This is a genomic window from Pseudomonas sp. G34, assembly GCF_031119625.1.
GTDB lineage: Bacteria > Pseudomonadota > Gammaproteobacteria > Pseudomonadales > Pseudomonadaceae > Aquipseudomonas.
On sequence record NZ_JAVHZV010000007.1, the window covers coordinates 246,278 to 263,976 of the forward strand.

Sequence of the window (17,699 nt, forward strand, 5' to 3'; positions counted from 1 at the left end):
TCGGCTGATCCACCCAGGCCGGCAACAGTGCGACAATAGCTGCTCTGCCGTGACCCGAGCCAAGCACCCCGTTCATGAAAATCCTCAGCCTGCGCCTGAAGAACCTCAACTCGCTGAAGGGCGAGTGGAAGATCGATTTCACCGCCGAGCCCTTCGCCAGCAACGGTTTGTTCGCCATTACCGGGCCGACCGGCGCGGGCAAGACCACGCTGCTCGATGCCATCTGCCTGGCGCTGTATCACCGCACCCCGCGCATGGACAAGGTCGGCGGCGAGAACGAGCTGATGACCCGGCACACCGCCGAGTGCCTGGCCGAGGTCGAGTTCGAGGTGAAGGGGCAGGGCTACCGGGCGTTCTGGAGCCAGCGCCGGGCGCGGGACAAGGCCGATGGCGCGCTGCAGGGCGCCAAGGCCGAGCTGGCACGCCTGGACGGTGAGATCATCACCGACAAACTCAGCGAAAAGCCCAGGGAGGTGGAGCGCCTGACCGGTCTGGATTTCGGCCGTTTCACCAAGTCGATGCTACTGGCCCAGGGTGGCTTCGCGGCCTTTCTGGAAGCCTCTGCCAACCAGCGCGCCGAGTTGCTCGAAGAGCTGACCGGCACCGATATCTACGGGCTGATTTCCCAGCGGGTGTTCGAGCAGGCTCGCGAAGTGAAAAGCGCGCTCGACCAGTTGCGCGCTCGCGCCGATGGCGTCGAATTGCTCGATGACGAGCAGCGCCAGGCGCTCGGCGACGAGGCGGCGCAGTTGGCGGTCGAGGAGGGCACATTGCAGGCCGCCTTCACCGCGGCGGGGCGCCAGCGCCAGTGGCTGACCGACCTGGCGCGCGCCGAAGCGCAGGTCAGCGCCGCCGCCACCCAGCTCGACGCTGCTGCCCAGGCCGAACGCGATGCCGGCGCCGAGCTGGCACGCTTGCAACTGAGCGAGCCCGCCCAGCGTTTGCAGCCGCTATACCAGGCCCGCCGCGAGGCCGCCCGTGCCCTGGCAGCCAATCAACAACAGCAGCGTAGCCAGCAGCAGGAACTTGCCGCAGCGCAGGCGCAATGGCGGGGCAGCCTCGAGCAGGCCACCCGGGCCAGCGCAGCCCTGGCTATGGAAAAGCAGCAGGCGGTGCAAGGCCTCGATGACGAGTGCCAGGCCCTGGATGCGCAGTTGCTGGCCACGGCTGACCACGAACGCCTGGCCGCCCAGCTCAGCGGCTGGCAGCAAGCCTTCCAGGCCCGTGATCAGGCCCGTGAATCCCTCGCCAGCCTGCAGGTCCGGCAACAGTCCGGCGCCGTGCAGTTGCAGCAGTTCAGTGGGCAACTGAGCGGTCTTGCCCAGTCGCTGCAGGCTGCCGCCCAGGCGAAAGCCCAGGCCGAGCGGGCAGTTGCTGACGTCGAAGGGCGTTGGCAGGCGGCCCTGGCCGGGCGCAGCGAGGCGCAGTGGCGCGAGCGCTGGCAGCAGGTGCATGCCCGCGGCAGCGCCCTGGAACAGTTGGCGCAACTGGCCGAACGGCGCAACCAGCTGCTGCAGCAGCGTCAGCGCACGGCGGCCAGCCTGGCCCGCCAGCAGCACGGCCTGGCCGAAAAGGAGGCCGAACGCGCGGCCTTGCGCGAGCGCTACCGCGAGGTCAAGCAGCGCCTGGCCGACCAGGAAAAGCTGCTCGAACAGGAGCAACGCATCCGCGCATTGGAGACCTATCGCGCGCAGTTGCAGGCCGACGAGCCCTGCCCGCTGTGCGGTGCCACCGAGCACCCGGCCATCGAGGCCTACCAGGCGCTGGACGTCTCGGCCACCCAGCGTGAGCGCGACGAGGCGCGGCAGGCGCTCGACGCCCTTACCGAACAGGGGCAGCAGCTCAGCAGCCAGGTCGCCACCCTGCAGACCCAGGCTGCCCAGAGCCAGGAGCAGGATCAGGATCTGCAGCGTCAGCTCGATAGCCTGGCGACCACCTGGCAGCGCCTGGGCGAAACCCTCGACCCGCTGCCCGAAGACGACCAGGCGCTTGCCGCCGCGCAAACCCGCCAGCTCGCCGAGCACGTCGAGGTCAATGCCACCCTCAAAGCCCTCGATGGGCTCAAGGGCGAACTCGAGCGCGCCCGCCAGGACGCCAACATCGCCGGCCAGAAACACACCGCAGCGCAGCATCAGCAGGCTGCCATCGAGCATGAGCGTGGTCTGGCGCAGGCCGCGCAGCAGGCACTGGACGAACAACTGCTCGCCCAGCGCGAGCGCCTGGATGCAGTCGAAGCCGAACTGGCAACGCAACTGGATGCCTTCGGCCATGCGCTGCCCGCAGACGGCGCCGCCTGGCTCGCCGCCCGCCAGGCCGAGGCTGCTCGCTGGCAGCAAACCCGGCAGCGACGGCAGACGCTGGCGCAGCAGTTACCCGCGCTGCAGCATCAGGCCAGCGAGGCCGACAGGCAGGCGCAGCAGTGGCAGGCACGCTGGCAGGAGGCGGGTGGCACGCCCATCGGCGCCGAGCTGATGGACCAGGCGGCCGCGCGCCTCGTGTCAGCCCAGGCAGGCTGGGAAAGCGCCGAGCGGCGCTGCCTGGAACTGCGCATCACCCTGGACGGCATTGCCCGCCAGCAAGAGCTGCTGGCGGCCGCCGAACAGGCTGCGGTGCAGCAGTGGCAGGCGGCGCTGGCCGGCAGCCCGTTCGCGGACGAAGCAGAATTTCTCGACGCCGTGCTCGATGACCCGCAGCGCGAACAGCTGCAGGCGCTCAAGCAGCGCCTGGAAAAAGCCCAGACCGAATCCCGGGCGCTGCATGCCGCCGCCCAGGCGCAACTGGCCGCACTGCATGCCGAACCGCAGACCGAACACAGCGCCGAGTATCTGGATGAACAGCTGCAAAACCTGCAGGCAAGCCTGAAGCAGCTTGGCCAGCGCCAGGGCGAAATTCGCGGGCAACTGCAGGGCGATGACCAGCGCCGGCGCAACCAGCAGGCGCTGTTCGAGGCCATCGCCGCGCAGCAGGTCGAGTACGACAGCTGGCAGCAGCTCAACAGCCTGATCGGCTCGGCCGATGGCGCCAGGTACCGACGCTTCGCTCAGGGCCTGACCCTCGGCCACCTGGTGCACCTGGCCAATGGGCAATTGCAGCGCCTGCACGGCCGTTACCAGCTGGCGCGCAAATCCCTCGGAGAACTGGAACTGGAAGTGATCGACACCTGGCAGGGCGACGTGGCGCGCGACACCCGTACCCTGTCCGGCGGCGAGAGTTTTCTGGTCAGCCTGGCGTTGGCCCTGGCGCTGTCCGATCTGGTCAGCCACAAGACGCGCATCGACTCGCTGTTTCTCGATGAAGGCTTCGGCACCCTGGATGGCGAAACCCTGGAAGTGGCCCTCGACGCCCTGGACAATCTCAACGCCAGCGGCAAGATGATCGGCGTGATCAGCCACGTCGAAGCGCTCAAGGAGCGGGTCGCCGTGCAGCTCAAGGTCAACAAAGGCGTGGGCATGGGCTACAGCACCCTGGAGAAACGTTATGCGATTTAGACTTCTAGCGGCATGCCTGCTGGCAACGGGCCTCGTGCAGGCCGAGGACGCGCAGAAAGACCATGGCCTGCAGGTCATGGACGAGCGCGGTTGCGTGCTTGGCAATGCCGGCATGCAGGCGCCGACCCTGACGCTGATGGCGGCTGCCTACGGCGAGTCCGCAGCGCGCAAGGACATGGCGCTGGCGCAGATGAAACAGGCGCTGCAGGCCGGCTGCCCGGTCGACGAGCCGGATCAGATGGGCCTGTCGGCGCTCAATGGCGCGATCCTCTATAACGAGCCCGTATTGGTAAAGCTGCTGCTCGAGCACGGCGCCAACCCCAAGCGCAAGATCGTCAGCCCGAAGACCACGCTCAACGGCCTCGACTCCTTCGCCTTTCTCGATGTGCTCGACAAGCGCGACAGCAGAGGTGATCGCAAGGCCATCCGCAACCTGCTGAAGGCCGCGCACTAGCGTTTCGCTTGTGTCACCGGCGGCGTTTACCGCCGGTTGCATACTCAGCGCGGAACCATGTGGTGGGTAGGGCTATCTGTTGTAGGGATTTTTCAGTGCCCCGGCCAGGGGTGACATGCAGATTCCTCACCTATCCAGGGATGCCCATGCATAGACGTGACCTTCTCAAAGCCTCGATGATGATGGCTGCCGCCAGTGGCCTGCCAGCCAGCCTGTTCAGCCTGCACAGCTTCGCCAAGACCGCTGACGGTGAAGCCGAACCCTTCGATTTCAAGCAACTGCAGGCCCGCGCCAGGAGCATGGCCGGCAGGGCGTACAAGAGTACCGCCGAGGTGTTGCCCAAGACCCTCGCCGAGCTGACGCCGCAGCAATTCAACGCCATCCAGTACGACCCGGCCCACTCGCTGTGGAACGAACTGGGCGGCCAGCTGGACGTGCAGTTCTTCCACGTCGGCATGGGCTTTCGCCAGCCGGTGCGCATGCACGCCGTGGACCCGAAGAGCCGCCAGGCCCGTGAAGTGCATTTTCGTCCCGATCTGTTCGACTACGGCAAGAGCGGCGTGGACGTGGCGCAACTCAAGGGTGACCTGGGCTTCGCCGGCCTCAAGGTGTTCAAGCAGCCGAACATCGCCAAGTACGACATCGTCTCCTTCCTCGGCGCCAGCTACTTCCGCGCGGTGGACAACACCGGCCAGTACGGCCTGTCGGCCCGCGGCCTGGCGATCGATACCTTCACCGACACCCCGGAAGAGTTCCCCGATTTCACCGAGTTCTGGTTCGAGACGCCGAGCAAGGACGCCACCCGCTTCGTGCTCTACGCCTTGCTCGACTCGCCGAGCGCCACCGGCGCCTTCCGCTTCGATATCGACTGCCTGGAAGACCGCGTGGTGATGGACATCGACGCTCACATCAACGCCCGCAAGAGCATCAAGCAGCTGGGCATTTCGCCGATGACCAGCATGTTCGCCTGTGGCGGCCATGAGCGTAACCGCTGTGACTTCATCGCCACCGCCATCCACGACAGCGATCGTCTGTCCATGTGGCGGGGCAACGGCGAGTGGGTCTGCCGGCCGCTGAACAACCCGGAGAAGCTGCAGTTCAACGCCTTCGCCGACACCAACCCGAAAGGCTTCGGCCTGGTGCAGTACGACCATGACTTCAAGTCCTACCAGGACACCGTGGTCTGGTACAGCCGCCGGCCGAGCCTGTGGGTGGAGCCGACCACCCAGTGGGGCGAGGGCAGCATCGACCTGCTGGAGATCCCCACCACCGGCGAGACCATGGACAACATCGTCTGCTTCTGGAACCCCAAGCAGCCGATCGAGCCCGGTACCTCGCTGAACTTCGGCTACAAGCTGCACTGGGCCGCGCTGCCACCGGTCAAGCCGACCCTGGCCCAGGTGCATGGCACCCGCTCCGGCATGGGCGGGTTCACCCTTGGCTGGGCGCCAGGCGAACACTGGCCGAAAGTCTGGGCACGGCGCTTCGCCATCGACTTTACCGGCGGCCCGCTGGCCAAGATGGACGCCAAGGCCCAGGTCGAGGTGGTGGTCGAGGCCTCCCACGGCGAGGTCAAGGATTTCAGCATCCTGGCCCTGTACCCGGACGTCGAAGGTTTCCGTGCGCAGTTCGACTGGTTCCCCACCAGCGACAGCGTCGAGCCGGTGAACATGCGCGCCTACCTGCGCCGCGTCGACAACAAGGAAGTACTCAGCGAAACCTGGCTGTACCAGTACTTCCCGCCGGCGCCGGCAGAGCGCCGCTATCCGGACTGGAAGAGCGATTCCTGATCGCCTGATGCGTGGCGGGTGCCTCCTTTGGGCGGCGCTCTGCCCACGCTGTTGGCCGGCCTGATAGACTGGCGCACTTTTTCCGATTCCAAGAAGTGCGCCATGGCCCTGCCGTCCACGACCTACAAGATCGATCTCAATCTCACCGATATCGATCGCAGCATCTACGAGAGCCTGCGTTTCACCGTGGCCCGCCACCCCTCGGAAACCGAGGAGCGCCTGGCCGCGCGGCTGATCGCCTATGCGCTGTTCTACCAGGAAAACCTGGCCTTTGGCCGTGGCCTGTCGGATGTCGACGAGCCGGCGCTGTGGGAAAAAAGCCTGGACGGCCGTGTGCTGCACTGGATCGAAGTCGGCCAGCCGGACAGCGAGCGCATCACCTGGTGCTCGCGGCGTACCGAGAAATTCAGCCTGGTAGCCTACGGCAACCTGCGCGTCTGGCAGACCAAGTGCCTGGATCCGGTGCGCACGCTGAAGAACATCAACGTCGTCTCCCTGGACCAGGAAGCCCTGGCCGAGCTGTCCCAGGATCTGCCCCGTGCGCTGAGCTGGAGCGTGATGATCAGCGACGGCGAACTGTTCGTCACCGACGAGCGCGGCCAGCACGAAATCCCCATCGAATGGCTGGCCGGCGAGCGCGCGCCGAGCAACTGATGTAACCCGCCTCCGGCTGTTTATCCTGTGTAACCGTACGAGTAGAAAACCACCTCCATGCGTATCGAGTCCCGCCCGCTTCCCGCTTCCTTGCCCGACCTGGGCAACCTGCCGCCCCTGTTGACCCGCCTTTATGCCGCTCGCGGGGTGCTCTCGGCAGTGGAGCTGGAGAAGGGCCTGGCGCGGCTGATTCCGTTCACCCAGCTCAAGGGCATCGAGGCGGCGGTCGAGCTGTTGGTCGAGGGCCTGCGCCAGGGGCAACGGATGCTGATCGTCGGCGACTTCGACGCCGATGGCGCCACCGCCAGCACCGTTGGCCTGCTCGGGCTGCGCATGCTGGGCGCCGCCCATGTCGATTATCTGGTGCCGAATCGCTTCGAATACGGCTATGGCCTGACCCCGGAAATCGTCGCCGTGGCATTGACCCGTGAGCCCGAGCTGCTGATCACCGTGGACAACGGCATCTCCAGTATCGAAGGCGTGGCCGCGGCCAAGGCCGCCGGCCTCAAGGTGCTGGTCACCGATCACCACCTGCCGGGCCACGAGTTGCCCGCGGCCGATGCCATCGTCAATCCCAACCAGCCGGGCTGCAGCTTTCCGAGCAAGGCGCTGGCCGGCGTCGGGGTGATCTTCTACGTGCTGCTGGCGTTGCGTGCGCGGTTGCGTGAACTGGGCTGGTTCAGCGCCGAACGGCCCGAGCCGAACCTGGGTGAACTGCTCGACCTGGTGGCCCTGGGCAGCGTCGCCGACGTGGTGCCGCTGGACGCCAACAACCGCATCCTCGTGCACCAGGGCCTGGCGCGCATTCGCGCCGGGCGTGCACGGCCCGGCTTGCGGGCGTTGCTGGAAGTCGCCGGCAAGCAGCACGCACGCATTACCTCGACCGACCTGGGCTTCATCCTCGGCCCGCGCCTGAATGCGGCGGGGCGCCTCGACGACATGAGCCTGGGAATCGAGTGCCTGCTCTGCGAGGACGAAGCCCTGGCCCGCGACATGGCGGTGCAGCTCGACCAGCTCAACCAGGACCGCAAGGCCATCGAACAGGGCATGCAGCGCGAGGCCCTGGCCCAGCTCAAGGACTTGCCGGTGGAAAACCTGCCGTTCGGTCTCTGTCTGTTCGAGGCCGACTGGCACCAGGGCGTGATCGGCATCCTCGCCTCGCGCCTGAAGGAGCGCTACCACCGCCCGACCATCGCCTTCGCCGATGCCGGCGAGGGCATGCTCAAGGGCTCCGCGCGCTCGGTGCCGGGCTTTCATATCCGTGATGCGCTGGACGCCGTGGCGTCACGCCATCCGGGGCTGATCAGCAAGTTTGGCGGCCACGCCATGGCCGCTGGCCTGTCGTTGCCGGCCGAGCATTTCGAGACCTTCGCCAAGGCCTTCGACGAAGAAGTTCGTCGCCAGCTCTGCGAGGACGACCTGACCGGGCGGCTGTTGTCCGACGGCCAGCTCGAAGTCACCGAATTCCATCTAGAACTGGCCCGTGCCCTGCGCAATGCGGGTCCCTGGGGGCAGCACTTCCCCGAGCCATTGTTCCATGGCGTGTTCCAGATCGTTCAGCCGCCGCGGCTGCTCAAGGAGCGCCACCTCAAACTGCAGCTGCGTAGCGAGTGCGGTAGCGTACAGCTCGATGCCATCGCCTTTAATGTCGATCGCGAACTATGGCCCAACCCCAGCGTTCGCAAGGTCGAGGTGGTCTACAAGCTGGACGTCAACGAGTTCCGCGGCCAGGAGTCGGTGCAGTTGCTGATTTCCCACCTGGCGCCGCGCTGACCGCACCGCTGTCCTACGGGTTGCGCTCCTGAACGTTGTCCGCCGCGCGGTTGTCTATCGAGCGGTGTGGCCCCGTCGTTCGCGCAACATCCTGACGCAATCTGTCACCGTCGACGGCCCGCCTTCCCAGTAGATTCGTCCGTTCCTGAACCATTGGAGATCTCCATGAATACGCGTGGCTTGCTCGACCAACTGCTGAAGTCCGGGCAGGAATTGCTGCAACAGAAAACCGCCGGCAAGTCGTCCTCCGGGCTGGGTGGTGCGCTGGGAGGCCTGCTTGGTGGCAATGCAGGGGGCACTGGCAAGAGCGACAATGGCGGCATTGGCTCGATGCTCAAGGGCGCCGGTGGCGGCGCGGCGCTGGCCATGCTGCTGGGCAACAAGCGAGTACGCAAGGTCGGTGGCAAGGTGGCGATCTATGGCGGCCTGGCCGCGCTCGGCGTGATCGCCTACAAGGCTTACGGCAACTGGCAGGCCAAGCAGGCGGGCGCACCCCAGGGCGAGCCGCAGACGATTGATCGTCTGCCGGCGGCCGAAGTGGAGCTGCACAGCCAGAGCATTCTCAAGGCGCTGGTGGCGGCGGCCAAGGCCGACGGCCATGTCGACGAGCGCGAGCGCGAGTTGATCGAAGGCGAGTTCAGCAAGCTGGCCAGCGACAGTGAAACCCAGCGCTGGCTGCACGCCGAGCTGAACAAACCGCTGGACCCGGCCGATGTGGCGCGTGCCGCCAGCACGCCGGAAATGGCTGCGGAAATGTACGTGGCCAGCGTGCTGATGGTCGACGAGGAGCACTTCATGGAGCGCGCCTACCTGGACGAACTGGCCCGCCACCTGAAGCTCGACCCCGCCCTCAAGGCCGAGCTCGAAGCCCAGGTTCGCCAGGACCTGCAGTAACCGCCCGCACCTGGTTGCCGACGGCCGCGCGCCGTCCGGCAGTCGCCAACCTTCTTCGCCCTTCATGACCGGGCGCCTGTTCTACAGTGAATAGGGCCCGGTCTCGCTTGCGCTGCACACGCAACGCCCCTAGAGTCCGGCAGCATGAGCTGCGGGCGCCGCCCTTCGGCTGGATCAGGAATATCGGCAGATGGGGTTGAATGTGAAGAACTGGACTGTTCGCCAGCGTATCCAGGCAAGTTTTGCGGTGATCATCGCCATCATGTTGCTGATGGCCGCCGCGTCCTTCGAGCGCCTGCTCAAGGTCGAGGGTGGTGCCACCCGCCTGCTGGACGACGCCATGCCCGGCATGTTCCACATCACCCAGGTGCGCAGTGCCTGGACGGACATGTTCCACCAGACCATCGTCCAGGTCAGCCTGCGAGAAACCCATACCCTCAACGATTCGGACAGGCAACTGGTCAAGGGCGCCGGTGACAAGCTGGTGGCCTCGCTGGCCGATTACCGCGGCACCATTCGCGAGGATCGCGAGCGTAACGCGCTGCAAGCCTTCGAGCGCACCCACGAGCTGTTCGTCCAGCAGCAGGCCGAGGTGCTGAGCCTGTACGAGCAGGGGCGCCAGGCCGAAGCCAGGGCGGAGCTCAACGGCCCGCTCACCGACACCTGGAACGAGGGCCGCACGCAGCTCACCGCGATGATCGAGCTCAACCGCGACACGGCCTACGGCTCGGCCGAGGATATCGTCTCGGCGGTCAACCGCGCCGAGCTGAGCATGGCGATTTCCGTGCTGCTGGCGATCGTCACGGCGTTCGTGTGTGGCTACTTCCTGATGCAGGCGATCACCCAGCCGGTGCGCCAGGTGGTCGACACCCTGCAGCAGCTGGCCCGCGGTGACCTGACCGCGCGCCTGAACCTGGGCCGCCGCGACGAGTTCGGCGCCATCGAAACCGGCTTCAACGGCATGGCCGAGGAGATCAAGGCATTGGTCGCCCAGGCGCAGCGCTCGTCCGTGCAGGTCACCACCTCGGTCACCGAGATCGCCGCCACCTCCAAGCAGCAGCAGGCCACCGCCACCGAAACCGCCGCCACCACCACGGAAATCGGCGCCACCTCGCGGGAAATCGCCGCCACTTCGCGGGACCTGGTGCGCACCATGACCGAGGTCTCCGGCGCCGCCGAGCAGACCTCGACCCTGGCCGGCGCCGGGCAGTTGGGCCTGGCGCGCATGGAAGACACCATGCACCAGGTGATGAGCGCCGCCGAACTGGTCAACGCCAAGCTGGCGATCCTCAACGAGAAGGCCGGCAACATCAATCACGTGGTCACCACCATCGTCAAGGTGGCCGACCAGACCAACCTGCTGTCGCTCAACGCGGCCATCGAGGCCGAGAAGGCGGGCGAGTATGGCCGCGGCTTCGCGGTGGTGGCCACCGAGGTGCGCCGCCTGGCCGACCAGACGGCGGTGGCCACCTACGATATCGAACAGATGGTGCGCGAGATCCAGTCGGCGGTGTCGGCCGGCGTGATGGGCATGGACCGCTTCTCCGAAGAGGTGCGCCGTGGCATTGCCGAGGTGGGCCAGGTCGGCGAGCAGCTGGCGCAGATCATCCACCAGGTGCAGGCTCTCGCCCCGCGGGTGCTGATGGTCAACGAAGGCATGCAGGCGCAGTCCACCGGTGCCGAGCAGATCAACCAGGCCCTGGTGCAGCTCAGCGAAGCCTCGTCGCAGACCGTCGAGTCGCTGCGCCAGGCCAGCGCCTCCATCGATGACCTCAACCTGGTGGCGAACGGTCTGCGTACCGGCGTCAGCCGCTTCAAGGTCTGAACCAGTGACCGAGGTAGGCAGGCCTTCGCCGGGGCGGCGTAGCCCGGGGCAACTGTTCCTGCTGTTCAGCATGGGCAGCGAGCGTTACGCCCTGGACGTTCACGAGGTGGTCGAAGTGCTGCCGCTGCGCCGCTTCAAGCAGATTCCCGCCGCGCCTGGCTGGGTCGCCGGGTTGTTCGTGTTTCGCGGCACGCCGGTACCGGTGATCGACCTGAGCGCCCAGGCGCTCGGCCAGCCCGCGATGGTGCGCACCAGCACCCGCCTGGTGGTGGTGCACTACCGGCCACAGGCAAGTCAGCCGGCGCGCTGGCTGGGGCTGATTCTCGAACAGGCCAGCGACACGCTGCGCAGCCCCGCCGAGGCCTTCGTGGACAGCGGCCTGAGCCTGGCCGACGCCCGCTATCTGGGGCCGGTGCTCAAGTCCGAACAGGGCCTGGTGCAGTGGGTGCGGGTCGCCGACCTGCTCGACGAGTCGGTGCGCGAGTTGTTGTACCCGGCCGTGGCGGAGGAGGCGCGATGAACGGGCGCTTCGAGCAGTTGCTGCACGGTTTGATTGGCCTGGATGCCGAATCCGTCGGCCAGGTGGTGATCGAGCGCGCGGTGCGCCAGCGGGTCGCCGCCCTGGGGTGTGCCAGCGAGGATGCCTACTGGCTGAAGGTGCAGGCGTCGGCCAGCGAGCAGCAGGCGCTGGTCGAGGCGGTGGTGGTGCCGGAGACCTGGTTCTTCCGTTACCCGGAATCCTTCGTTGCCCTGGCCAACCTGGCGCGTGAGCGCAGCGCGCAACTGGCCGACGCCCGGCCGCTGCGGATTCTCAGCCTGCCGTGCTCGACCGGCGAGGAGCCCTATTCGATCGCCATGGCGCTGCTGGATGCCGGCCTGCCTGGCGATGGTTTTCGTATCGACGCCATGGACATCAGCGAGGTCAACCTGCAGCGCGCCGAGCGGGCCGTATATGGGCGCAATTCCTTTCGCGGCGATGACCTGGGTTTTCGCCATCGTCATTTCACCGAAACCGCCGAAGGCTTCGAGCTGTGCCACGAGGTGCGGCGCAAGGTGCGCCTGCTCGCCGGCAACCTGCTGGCCCCCGGTTTGCTGGCGGGCGAAGCGCCCTACGATTTGGTGTTCTGCCGCAACCTGCTGATCTACTTCGACCGGCCCACCCAGCATGCGGTGGCTGCCGTGCTGCAGCGCCTGATGCGCGACGACGGCGCGCTATTCATCGGGCCGGCCGAAGCCAGCCTGTTCAGCCAGGTCGGCATGCAGGCGCTGAACATTCCCCTGGCCTTCGTGTTCCGTCGCCAGGCCATGCGGCCGGCCAGCCCTGCGGTGCAGGCGGTACCGAGCAGCGGCGCGCGTCCCAGGCCTGCGGCCGCGGCAGCTCCCGCCGCCAGGGCGCCTGCGCCGTTGCGCCGTACGCCGGCGGCGGTGCCTGCACCGGCAGCGTCGGGTGCCGATACCTCACTGGATGACATCGCCGCCCTCGCCAATGCCGGGCGCAGCGCTGAAGCCCGCGCCGCCTGCGAGCGTTACCTCGCCGCCCATGGGCCGAGCGCCCAGGCCTTCTACTGGCTGGGCCTGCTCAGCGATGTGGCCGGGCGCAGCAGCGAGGCCCAGGATTATTACCGCAAGACCCTCTACCTGGCGCCGACCCATGCCGAGGCCCTGGCGCACCTGTCGGCGCTGCTCGCCGCCCGGGGCGATCTGGCCGGCGCCAGGCGTCTGCAACAGCGTGCCGGCCGTGGAGTGAGCCGTGATGAGCGATAGTCTGCTGCCCCTGAGCGAGGCCGAACGGGACGCCGTCGACGACTGCTGGAACCGCATCGGCGTGCAGGGCGACAAGTCCTGCGAGCGCCTGGTCAACCATATCCACTGCCGCAACTGTGAAGTACACGCCGCGCTGGCCACCCGCCTGCTCGACCGCTTTGCGCTGCAGCGCGACGACGCCCAGCCCGACCAGGAGTGGGTCGAGCAGGACAGCAGCGAGCGCCGTTCGCTGTTGCTGTTCCGCCTTGGCGATGCCTGGCTGGCGCTGCCGACCCGGGTGCTCAGCGAAGTCGCCGCCAGCGCGCCGATTCATTCGCTGCCGCACCAGCGCTCGGTGGGGCTGATCGGCGTGACCAACGTACGCGGCGCCCTGGTCGCCTGTTTTTCCCTGGCCGAGATGCTCGGCCTCGATGCCGGCGAGGCGCTCAGCGAACGGCGCGTGGTGCCGCGCATGCTGATCTTCAACCTGGCGGACGGGCCGGTGGTGATCCCGGTCGACGAGGTCGAGGGCATCGAGGCGATCGCCGTCGGCCAGATCGTCGAGTCGGGCGCTGGCAGCGTGCCGGTGAGCCGTCGTTTCGCCGCAGGCGTGTTGCAGTGGAAGGGCCGTAGCGTGACCCTGCTCGACGAGCAGATCGTCCAGCAGACCATCGCCAGGAGTCTTGGATGACACCCGATCAGATGCGCGACGCGTCGCTGCTGGAGCTGTTCAAGCTCGAGGCCGAGGCCCAGACCCAGGTGCTCAACAGCGGCCTGCTGGTCCTCGAGCGCGACCCGCGGCATGCCGGCAGCCTGGAGGCCTGCATGCGCGCGGCCCACTCGCTCAAGGGCGCGGCGCGTATCGTCGGGCTGGATGCCGGGGTCAAGGTCGCCCACGTGATGGAGGATTGCCTGGTCGAGGCCCAGGAAGGTCGTCTGCTGCTCAGCCCCGAGCATATCGATGCGCTGCTGCAGGGCGCCGATATCCTGCTCGGCCTGGGCACGCCGGCGGCGCAACCGGGTGTCGTCGACCCCGGCATCGACGTGCTGGTGGCGCGCCTGGGAGCGTTGGCGCGGGGGCTCCCGGTTCCTCCCGCGGCGCCGGTGACGGCGCCTGTTGCCGAAACGGCTAGCGCGGAGCCGCAGCCGCCAAGCAAAGCGCCGGTGGTCGAAGCACCAGTCATCGAAGCGCCGGTGCCGCCGGCGCCCATCAAGCCGGAAGCCAGCGAGCCGGCCGGCGAGGGCAGGGCGCGTATTCTCAGGGTCAGCGCCGAGCGCCTCGATCACCTGCTGGATATCTCCAGCAAATCCCTGGTGGAGTTCCAGCGCATCAAGCCCCTGGGCGACAGCCTGCAGCGCCTGAAACGCCTGCAGGCCACCGCCCGCCGCGCGCTGGACGTCGCCCGCGAAGCGCTGCCCAAGGGCACCGTGGATGCCCAGGCCGAGGCCATGCTGCTGGAAACTCGCCAGGCGCTCGGCGAGTGCCAGCAACTGCTGGCCCAGCACATGACCGAGCTGGACGACTTCGGCTGGCAGGGCGGGCAACGCGCCCAGTCGCTCTACGATGCTGCGCTGGCCTCGCGCATGCGCCCATTCGCCGATGTGCTGGCCGGTCAGGAGCGCATGCTGCGTGACCTGTCCCGATCCCTGGGCAAGCAGGTGCGCCTGGTGGTCGAGGGCGAGGGCACCCAGGTCGACCGCGACGTGCTGGAGCGCCTCGAGGCGCCGCTGACCCACCTGCTGCGCAACGCCCTGGATCATGGCATCGAGCCCCCGCAGCGGCGCCTGGCACAGGGCAAGCCGGCCGAAGGGCAGATCCTCATCCGCGCCCGCCACCATGCCGGCATGCTGCTGCTGGAACTGCGCGATGACGGCGGCGGCGTGGATCTCGAGAAGCTGCGGCGGGCGGTGATCAGCCGCGGCTTCGCCAGCGAACAGACCGGCGAGCAGCTGACCGAGGACGAGCTGCTGGCCTTCCTGTTCCTGCCCGGCTTCAGCATGCGTGACCAGGTCACCGAGGTGTCCGGCCGTGGCGTCGGCCTGGACGCCGTGCAGCACATGGTGCGCCAGCTGCGGGGCGGCGTGCGCATGCAGCAGCGCCAGGGCGAGGGCTCGACCTTTCACCTGGAAGTGCCGCTGACCCTCTCGGTGGTGCGCAGCCTGGTGGTCGAGGTGGGCGGCGAAGCCTACGCGCTGCCACTGGCACATATCGAACGGATGACCCGCCTGCAGGCCGAGGACATCGTGCAGCTCGAAGGTCGCCAGCATTTCTGGAACGAAGGCCAGCACGTCGGCCTGATCGCCGCCAGCCAGATTCTCCAGCGCCCGGAAGGCAAGCCCAGCGACAACGGCATACCGGTGGTGCTGATCCGCGACCGCGACAGCCTGTTCGGCCTGGTGGTCGAGCGCTTCCTCGGTGAGCGCACCCTGGTGGTGATGCCGCTCGATGCGCGGCTGGGCAAGGTGCAGGACGTGTCGGCCGGGGCCTTGCTGGACGATGGCACCCCGGTGCTGATTCTCGATGTCGAGGACATGCTGCACTCGGTGGCCAAGCTGCTGGGCAGCGGGCGCCTGGAGCGGGTCGACCGCAGCGCCCGGCAGCTGGCCGGCAGCCAGCGCAAGCGCGTGCTGGTGGTCGACGACTCGCTGACCGTGCGCGAGCTGGAGCGCAAGCTGCTGCTCTCGCGCGGCTATGACGTGGCCGTGGCGGTGGACGGCATGGATGGCTGGAACGCCTTGCGCGCCGAGCACTTCGATCTGCTGATCACCGACATCGACATGCCGCGCATGGACGGCATCGAGCTGGTCACCCTGGTGCGCCGCGACAGCCGTTTGCAGTCGCTGCCGGTGATGGTGGTGTCCTACAAGGATCGCGAGGAGGACCGCCGACGTGGCCTGGATGCCGGGGCCGACTATTATCTTGCCAAGGCCAGTTTCCATGACGAGGCGTTACTTGACGCCGTGGTTGACCTGGTTGGGGAACCGCACGAATGAGGATCGGGATCGTCAATGACATGCCCCTGGCGGTCGAGGCCATTCGCCGCGCCCTGGCCCAGGAGCCGGCGCACCGTATCGCCTGGGTGGCGGGCGATGGTGCCGAGGGCGTGGCCTGCTGCCAGGCCGATTTGCCCGACCTGGTGCTGATGGACCTGCTGATGCCGGTCATGGACGGCGTCGAGGCGACGCGGCGGATCATGGCGCAGACGCCCTGTGCGGTGCTGATCGTTTCGGTGGATATCGAGCAGTACGTCAATCGCGTGTTCGAGGCCATGGGGCACGGGGCCCTGGATGCGGTCAACACGCCGTCATTGACCGGGCAGAGTGGCGATGCGGTGGATCTGCTGCGCAAGATCCACAACATCGGCTGGCTGATCGGCCAGAGCGGCACTCGCCAGGCCAGCGCTCCGGCCGTTTCGCCCAGTGCCCCGGCAGCGCGCCGCCTGGTGGCGATTGGCGCCTCGGCGGGCGGGCCGGCTGCGCTCGCCTTGCTGCTCAAGCAACTGCCCGATGATTTCAAGGCTGCGGTAGTGCTGGTGCAGCATGTCGACGAGGTGTTCGCCGCCGGCATGGCCGACTGGCTGGCCGGTGAAGCGGCGCTGCCGGTACGCCTGGCCCGCGATGGCGAGCAGCCGCAGCCCGGTGTGGTGCTGCTGGCCGGTACCAACAACCACATGCGCCTGCTGCGCAACGGCACGCTGACCTACACCGAGGAGCCGCGCAGCCATGTCTACCGACCTTCCATCGATGTGTTCTTCGACAGCCTGGTCGAGTACTGGACGGGCGAGGCCATCGGGGTGTTGCTCACCGGCATGGGCCGAGATGGCGCTCTGGGGTTGAAAAACATGCGCAGCCGCGGCTTTGCCACCATCGCGCAGAACCAGGCCAGCTGCGCCGTGTACGGCATGCCCAAGGCGGCGGCCGAGTTGCAGGCCGCCAAGGAAATACTCGCGCTGGAGCGCATCGCCCCGCGTATCGTCGAACTGTTTGGCTGATAGACTAACCGCCACCCACCAGAGACCTGCCTTCATCCGGTTCGGAGACCAACATGCAAGTCCCACCCCAATCCATGGATGACTTCGGCCCACGCAAGGAAGGCGCGGTCATGGTGTTGCTGGTCGATGACCAGGCGATGATCGGCGAAGCGGTGCGGCGCGAGCTGCTGGGCGAGCAGGGCATCGACTTCCATTACTGCTCCGACCCGACCCAGGCCATCGCGATTGCCGAGCAACTGCGCCCGACGGTGATTCTGCAGGATCTGGTGATGCCCGGTGTCGACGGCATTACGCTGCTGGGTGAATATCGCGCGCGCCCGGCGCTGCGCGATGTGCCGATCATCGTGCTGTCGACCAAGGACGACGCCACCGTGAAGAGCTCGGCGTTCGCGGCTGGTGCCAACGATTATCTGGTCAAGCTGCCCGATACCATCGAACTGGTGGCACGCCTGCGTTATCACTCGCGTTCCTACATGGCCCTGCAACAGCGTGACGAGGCCTACCGCGCCCTGCGCGAAAGCCAGCAGCAGCTGCTGGAAACCAACCTGGTGCTGCAGCGGCTGATGAATTCCGATGGCCTGACCGGGCTGTCCAATCGTCGCCACTTCGACGAATACCTGGAAATGGAGTGGCGCCGCGCCACTCGTGAGCAGACGGCGCTGTCGCTGCTGATGATCGATGTCGACTTCTTCAAAAGCTTCAACGACCGTTTCGGCCATGTGGCCGGCGACGATGCCTTGCGCCGTGTGGCGGCCGCGCTGCGCAGCAGTTGCAGCCGCTCCACCGACCTGGCTGCCCGCTATGGCGGCGAGGAGTTCGCCATGGTGCTGCCCAGCACCTCGGCCGGCGGCGCGCGCCTGCTGGCGGAAAAGGTGCGCCGCGCCGTCACCGACCTGGGCATTGCCCATGAAACGCCTGCGCCGGGCGCGGTGCTGACCGCCAGCATCGGGGTCGCCACCCTGGTGCCGCGAATCGGCCAGGCCCCCCTGCAACTGGTCAACCTGGCTGATCAGGGGCTGTACATGGCCAAGCAAGCCGGCCGCGACCAGGTCGGCCTGGTCAACGACACCAGCGCACTGAGCTGAA

At 67.3% G+C, this 17,699-nt stretch carries 13 protein-coding genes; all 13 read left to right on the forward strand.

The features are described from left to right. Window positions 1-74 precede the first annotated feature (74 nt). The 13 genes from QYS36_RS04810 (at window position 75) to QYS36_RS04870 (ending at window position 17,698) form a co-directional block, all read left to right on the forward strand. Window positions 75-3,488, forward strand: coding sequence for an AAA family ATPase (locus QYS36_RS04810; RefSeq protein WP_308838416.1), 3,414 nt, complete (start codon window positions 75-77; stop codon window positions 3,486-3,488). Next, window positions 3,478-3,942, forward strand: coding sequence for a hypothetical protein (locus tag QYS36_RS04815; RefSeq protein WP_308838417.1), 465 nt, complete (start codon window positions 3,478-3,480; stop codon window positions 3,940-3,942). The genes QYS36_RS04810 and QYS36_RS04815 overlap by 11 nt, the downstream gene beginning before the upstream one ends. A 146-nt stretch (window positions 3,943-4,088) precedes the next feature. Further along, window positions 4,089-5,732: a glucan biosynthesis protein D gene (locus QYS36_RS04820; RefSeq protein WP_308838418.1), complete on the forward strand. Its 1,644-nt coding sequence runs from the start codon at window positions 4,089-4,091 to the stop codon at window positions 5,730-5,732. 102 nt (window positions 5,733-5,834) lie between these two features. Beyond that, window positions 5,835-6,386, forward strand: coding sequence for a YaeQ family protein (locus tag QYS36_RS04825; protein WP_308838419.1), 552 nt, complete (start codon window positions 5,835-5,837; stop codon window positions 6,384-6,386). A gap of 57 nt (window positions 6,387-6,443) precedes the next feature. Further along, complete coding sequence (recJ, locus tag QYS36_RS04830) at window positions 6,444-8,159, forward strand: single-stranded-DNA-specific exonuclease RecJ (protein WP_308838420.1); 1,716 nt, start codon at window positions 6,444-6,446, stop codon at window positions 8,157-8,159. Window positions 8,160-8,324: 165 nt separating this feature from the next. Further along, the gene (locus QYS36_RS04835; protein ID WP_308838421.1) at window positions 8,325-9,053 is read left to right on the forward strand and encodes a tellurite resistance TerB family protein; all 729 of its coding nucleotides are present in this window, start codon (window positions 8,325-8,327) and stop codon (window positions 9,051-9,053) included. 202 nt (window positions 9,054-9,255) lie between these two features. Then, the gene (locus tag QYS36_RS04840; RefSeq protein ID WP_308838518.1) at window positions 9,256-10,878 is read left to right on the forward strand and encodes a methyl-accepting chemotaxis protein; all 1,623 of its coding nucleotides are present in this window, start codon (window positions 9,256-9,258) and stop codon (window positions 10,876-10,878) included. A 4-nt stretch (window positions 10,879-10,882) separates the two neighbouring features. Then, window positions 10,883-11,398, forward strand: coding sequence for a chemotaxis protein CheW (locus QYS36_RS04845; RefSeq protein WP_308838422.1), 516 nt, complete (start codon window positions 10,883-10,885; stop codon window positions 11,396-11,398). Next, window positions 11,395-12,642, forward strand: coding sequence for a protein-glutamate O-methyltransferase CheR (locus QYS36_RS04850; RefSeq protein WP_308838423.1), 1,248 nt, complete (start codon window positions 11,395-11,397; stop codon window positions 12,640-12,642). Before QYS36_RS04845 ends, QYS36_RS04850 begins: the two co-directional genes overlap by 4 nt. After that, complete coding sequence (locus tag QYS36_RS04855; RefSeq protein WP_308838424.1) at window positions 12,632-13,312, forward strand: chemotaxis protein CheW; 681 nt, start codon at window positions 12,632-12,634, stop codon at window positions 13,310-13,312. Before QYS36_RS04850 ends, QYS36_RS04855 begins: the two co-directional genes overlap by 11 nt. Next, window positions 13,309-15,615: a hybrid sensor histidine kinase/response regulator gene (locus tag QYS36_RS04860; protein WP_308838425.1), complete on the forward strand. Its 2,307-nt coding sequence runs from the start codon at window positions 13,309-13,311 to the stop codon at window positions 15,613-15,615. Before QYS36_RS04855 ends, QYS36_RS04860 begins: the two co-directional genes overlap by 4 nt. After that, on the forward strand, window positions 15,612-16,613 hold the full coding sequence (locus QYS36_RS04865) for a chemotaxis response regulator protein-glutamate methylesterase (RefSeq protein WP_308838426.1): 1,002 nt from the start codon (window positions 15,612-15,614) through the stop codon (window positions 16,611-16,613). Before QYS36_RS04860 ends, QYS36_RS04865 begins: the two co-directional genes overlap by 4 nt. A gap of 53 nt (window positions 16,614-16,666) precedes the next feature. Beyond that, entirely contained in the window at window positions 16,667-17,698 is a 1,032-nt protein-coding gene (locus tag QYS36_RS04870) for a diguanylate cyclase (protein WP_308838427.1), read from the forward strand. The last annotated feature ends 1 nt before the right edge of the window (window position 17,699 follow it).

Bases quoted from the DNA above. Each gene is read 5' to 3' on its own strand.
- QYS36_RS04810 (WP_308838416.1), top strand. From the start codon at position 75: ATGAAAATCCTCAGCCTGCGCCTGAAGAACCTCAACTCGCTGAAGGGC.
- QYS36_RS04815 (WP_308838417.1), top strand. From the start codon at position 3,478: ATGCGATTTAGACTTCTAGCGGCATGCCTGCTGGCAACGGGCCTCGTG.
- QYS36_RS04820 (WP_308838418.1), top strand. From the start codon at position 4,089: ATGCATAGACGTGACCTTCTCAAAGCCTCGATGATGATGGCTGCCGCC.
- QYS36_RS04825 (WP_308838419.1), top strand. From the start codon at position 5,835: ATGGCCCTGCCGTCCACGACCTACAAGATCGATCTCAATCTCACCGAT.
- recJ (WP_308838420.1), top strand. From the start codon at position 6,444: ATGCGTATCGAGTCCCGCCCGCTTCCCGCTTCCTTGCCCGACCTGGGC.
- QYS36_RS04835 (WP_308838421.1), top strand. From the start codon at position 8,325: ATGAATACGCGTGGCTTGCTCGACCAACTGCTGAAGTCCGGGCAGGAA.
- QYS36_RS04850 (WP_308838423.1), top strand. From the start codon at position 11,395: ATGAACGGGCGCTTCGAGCAGTTGCTGCACGGTTTGATTGGCCTGGAT.
- QYS36_RS04855 (WP_308838424.1), top strand. From the start codon at position 12,632: ATGAGCGATAGTCTGCTGCCCCTGAGCGAGGCCGAACGGGACGCCGTC.
- QYS36_RS04860 (WP_308838425.1), top strand. From the start codon at position 13,309: ATGACACCCGATCAGATGCGCGACGCGTCGCTGCTGGAGCTGTTCAAG.
- QYS36_RS04865 (WP_308838426.1), top strand. From the start codon at position 15,612: ATGAGGATCGGGATCGTCAATGACATGCCCCTGGCGGTCGAGGCCATT.
- QYS36_RS04870 (WP_308838427.1), top strand. From the start codon at position 16,667: ATGCAAGTCCCACCCCAATCCATGGATGACTTCGGCCCACGCAAGGAA.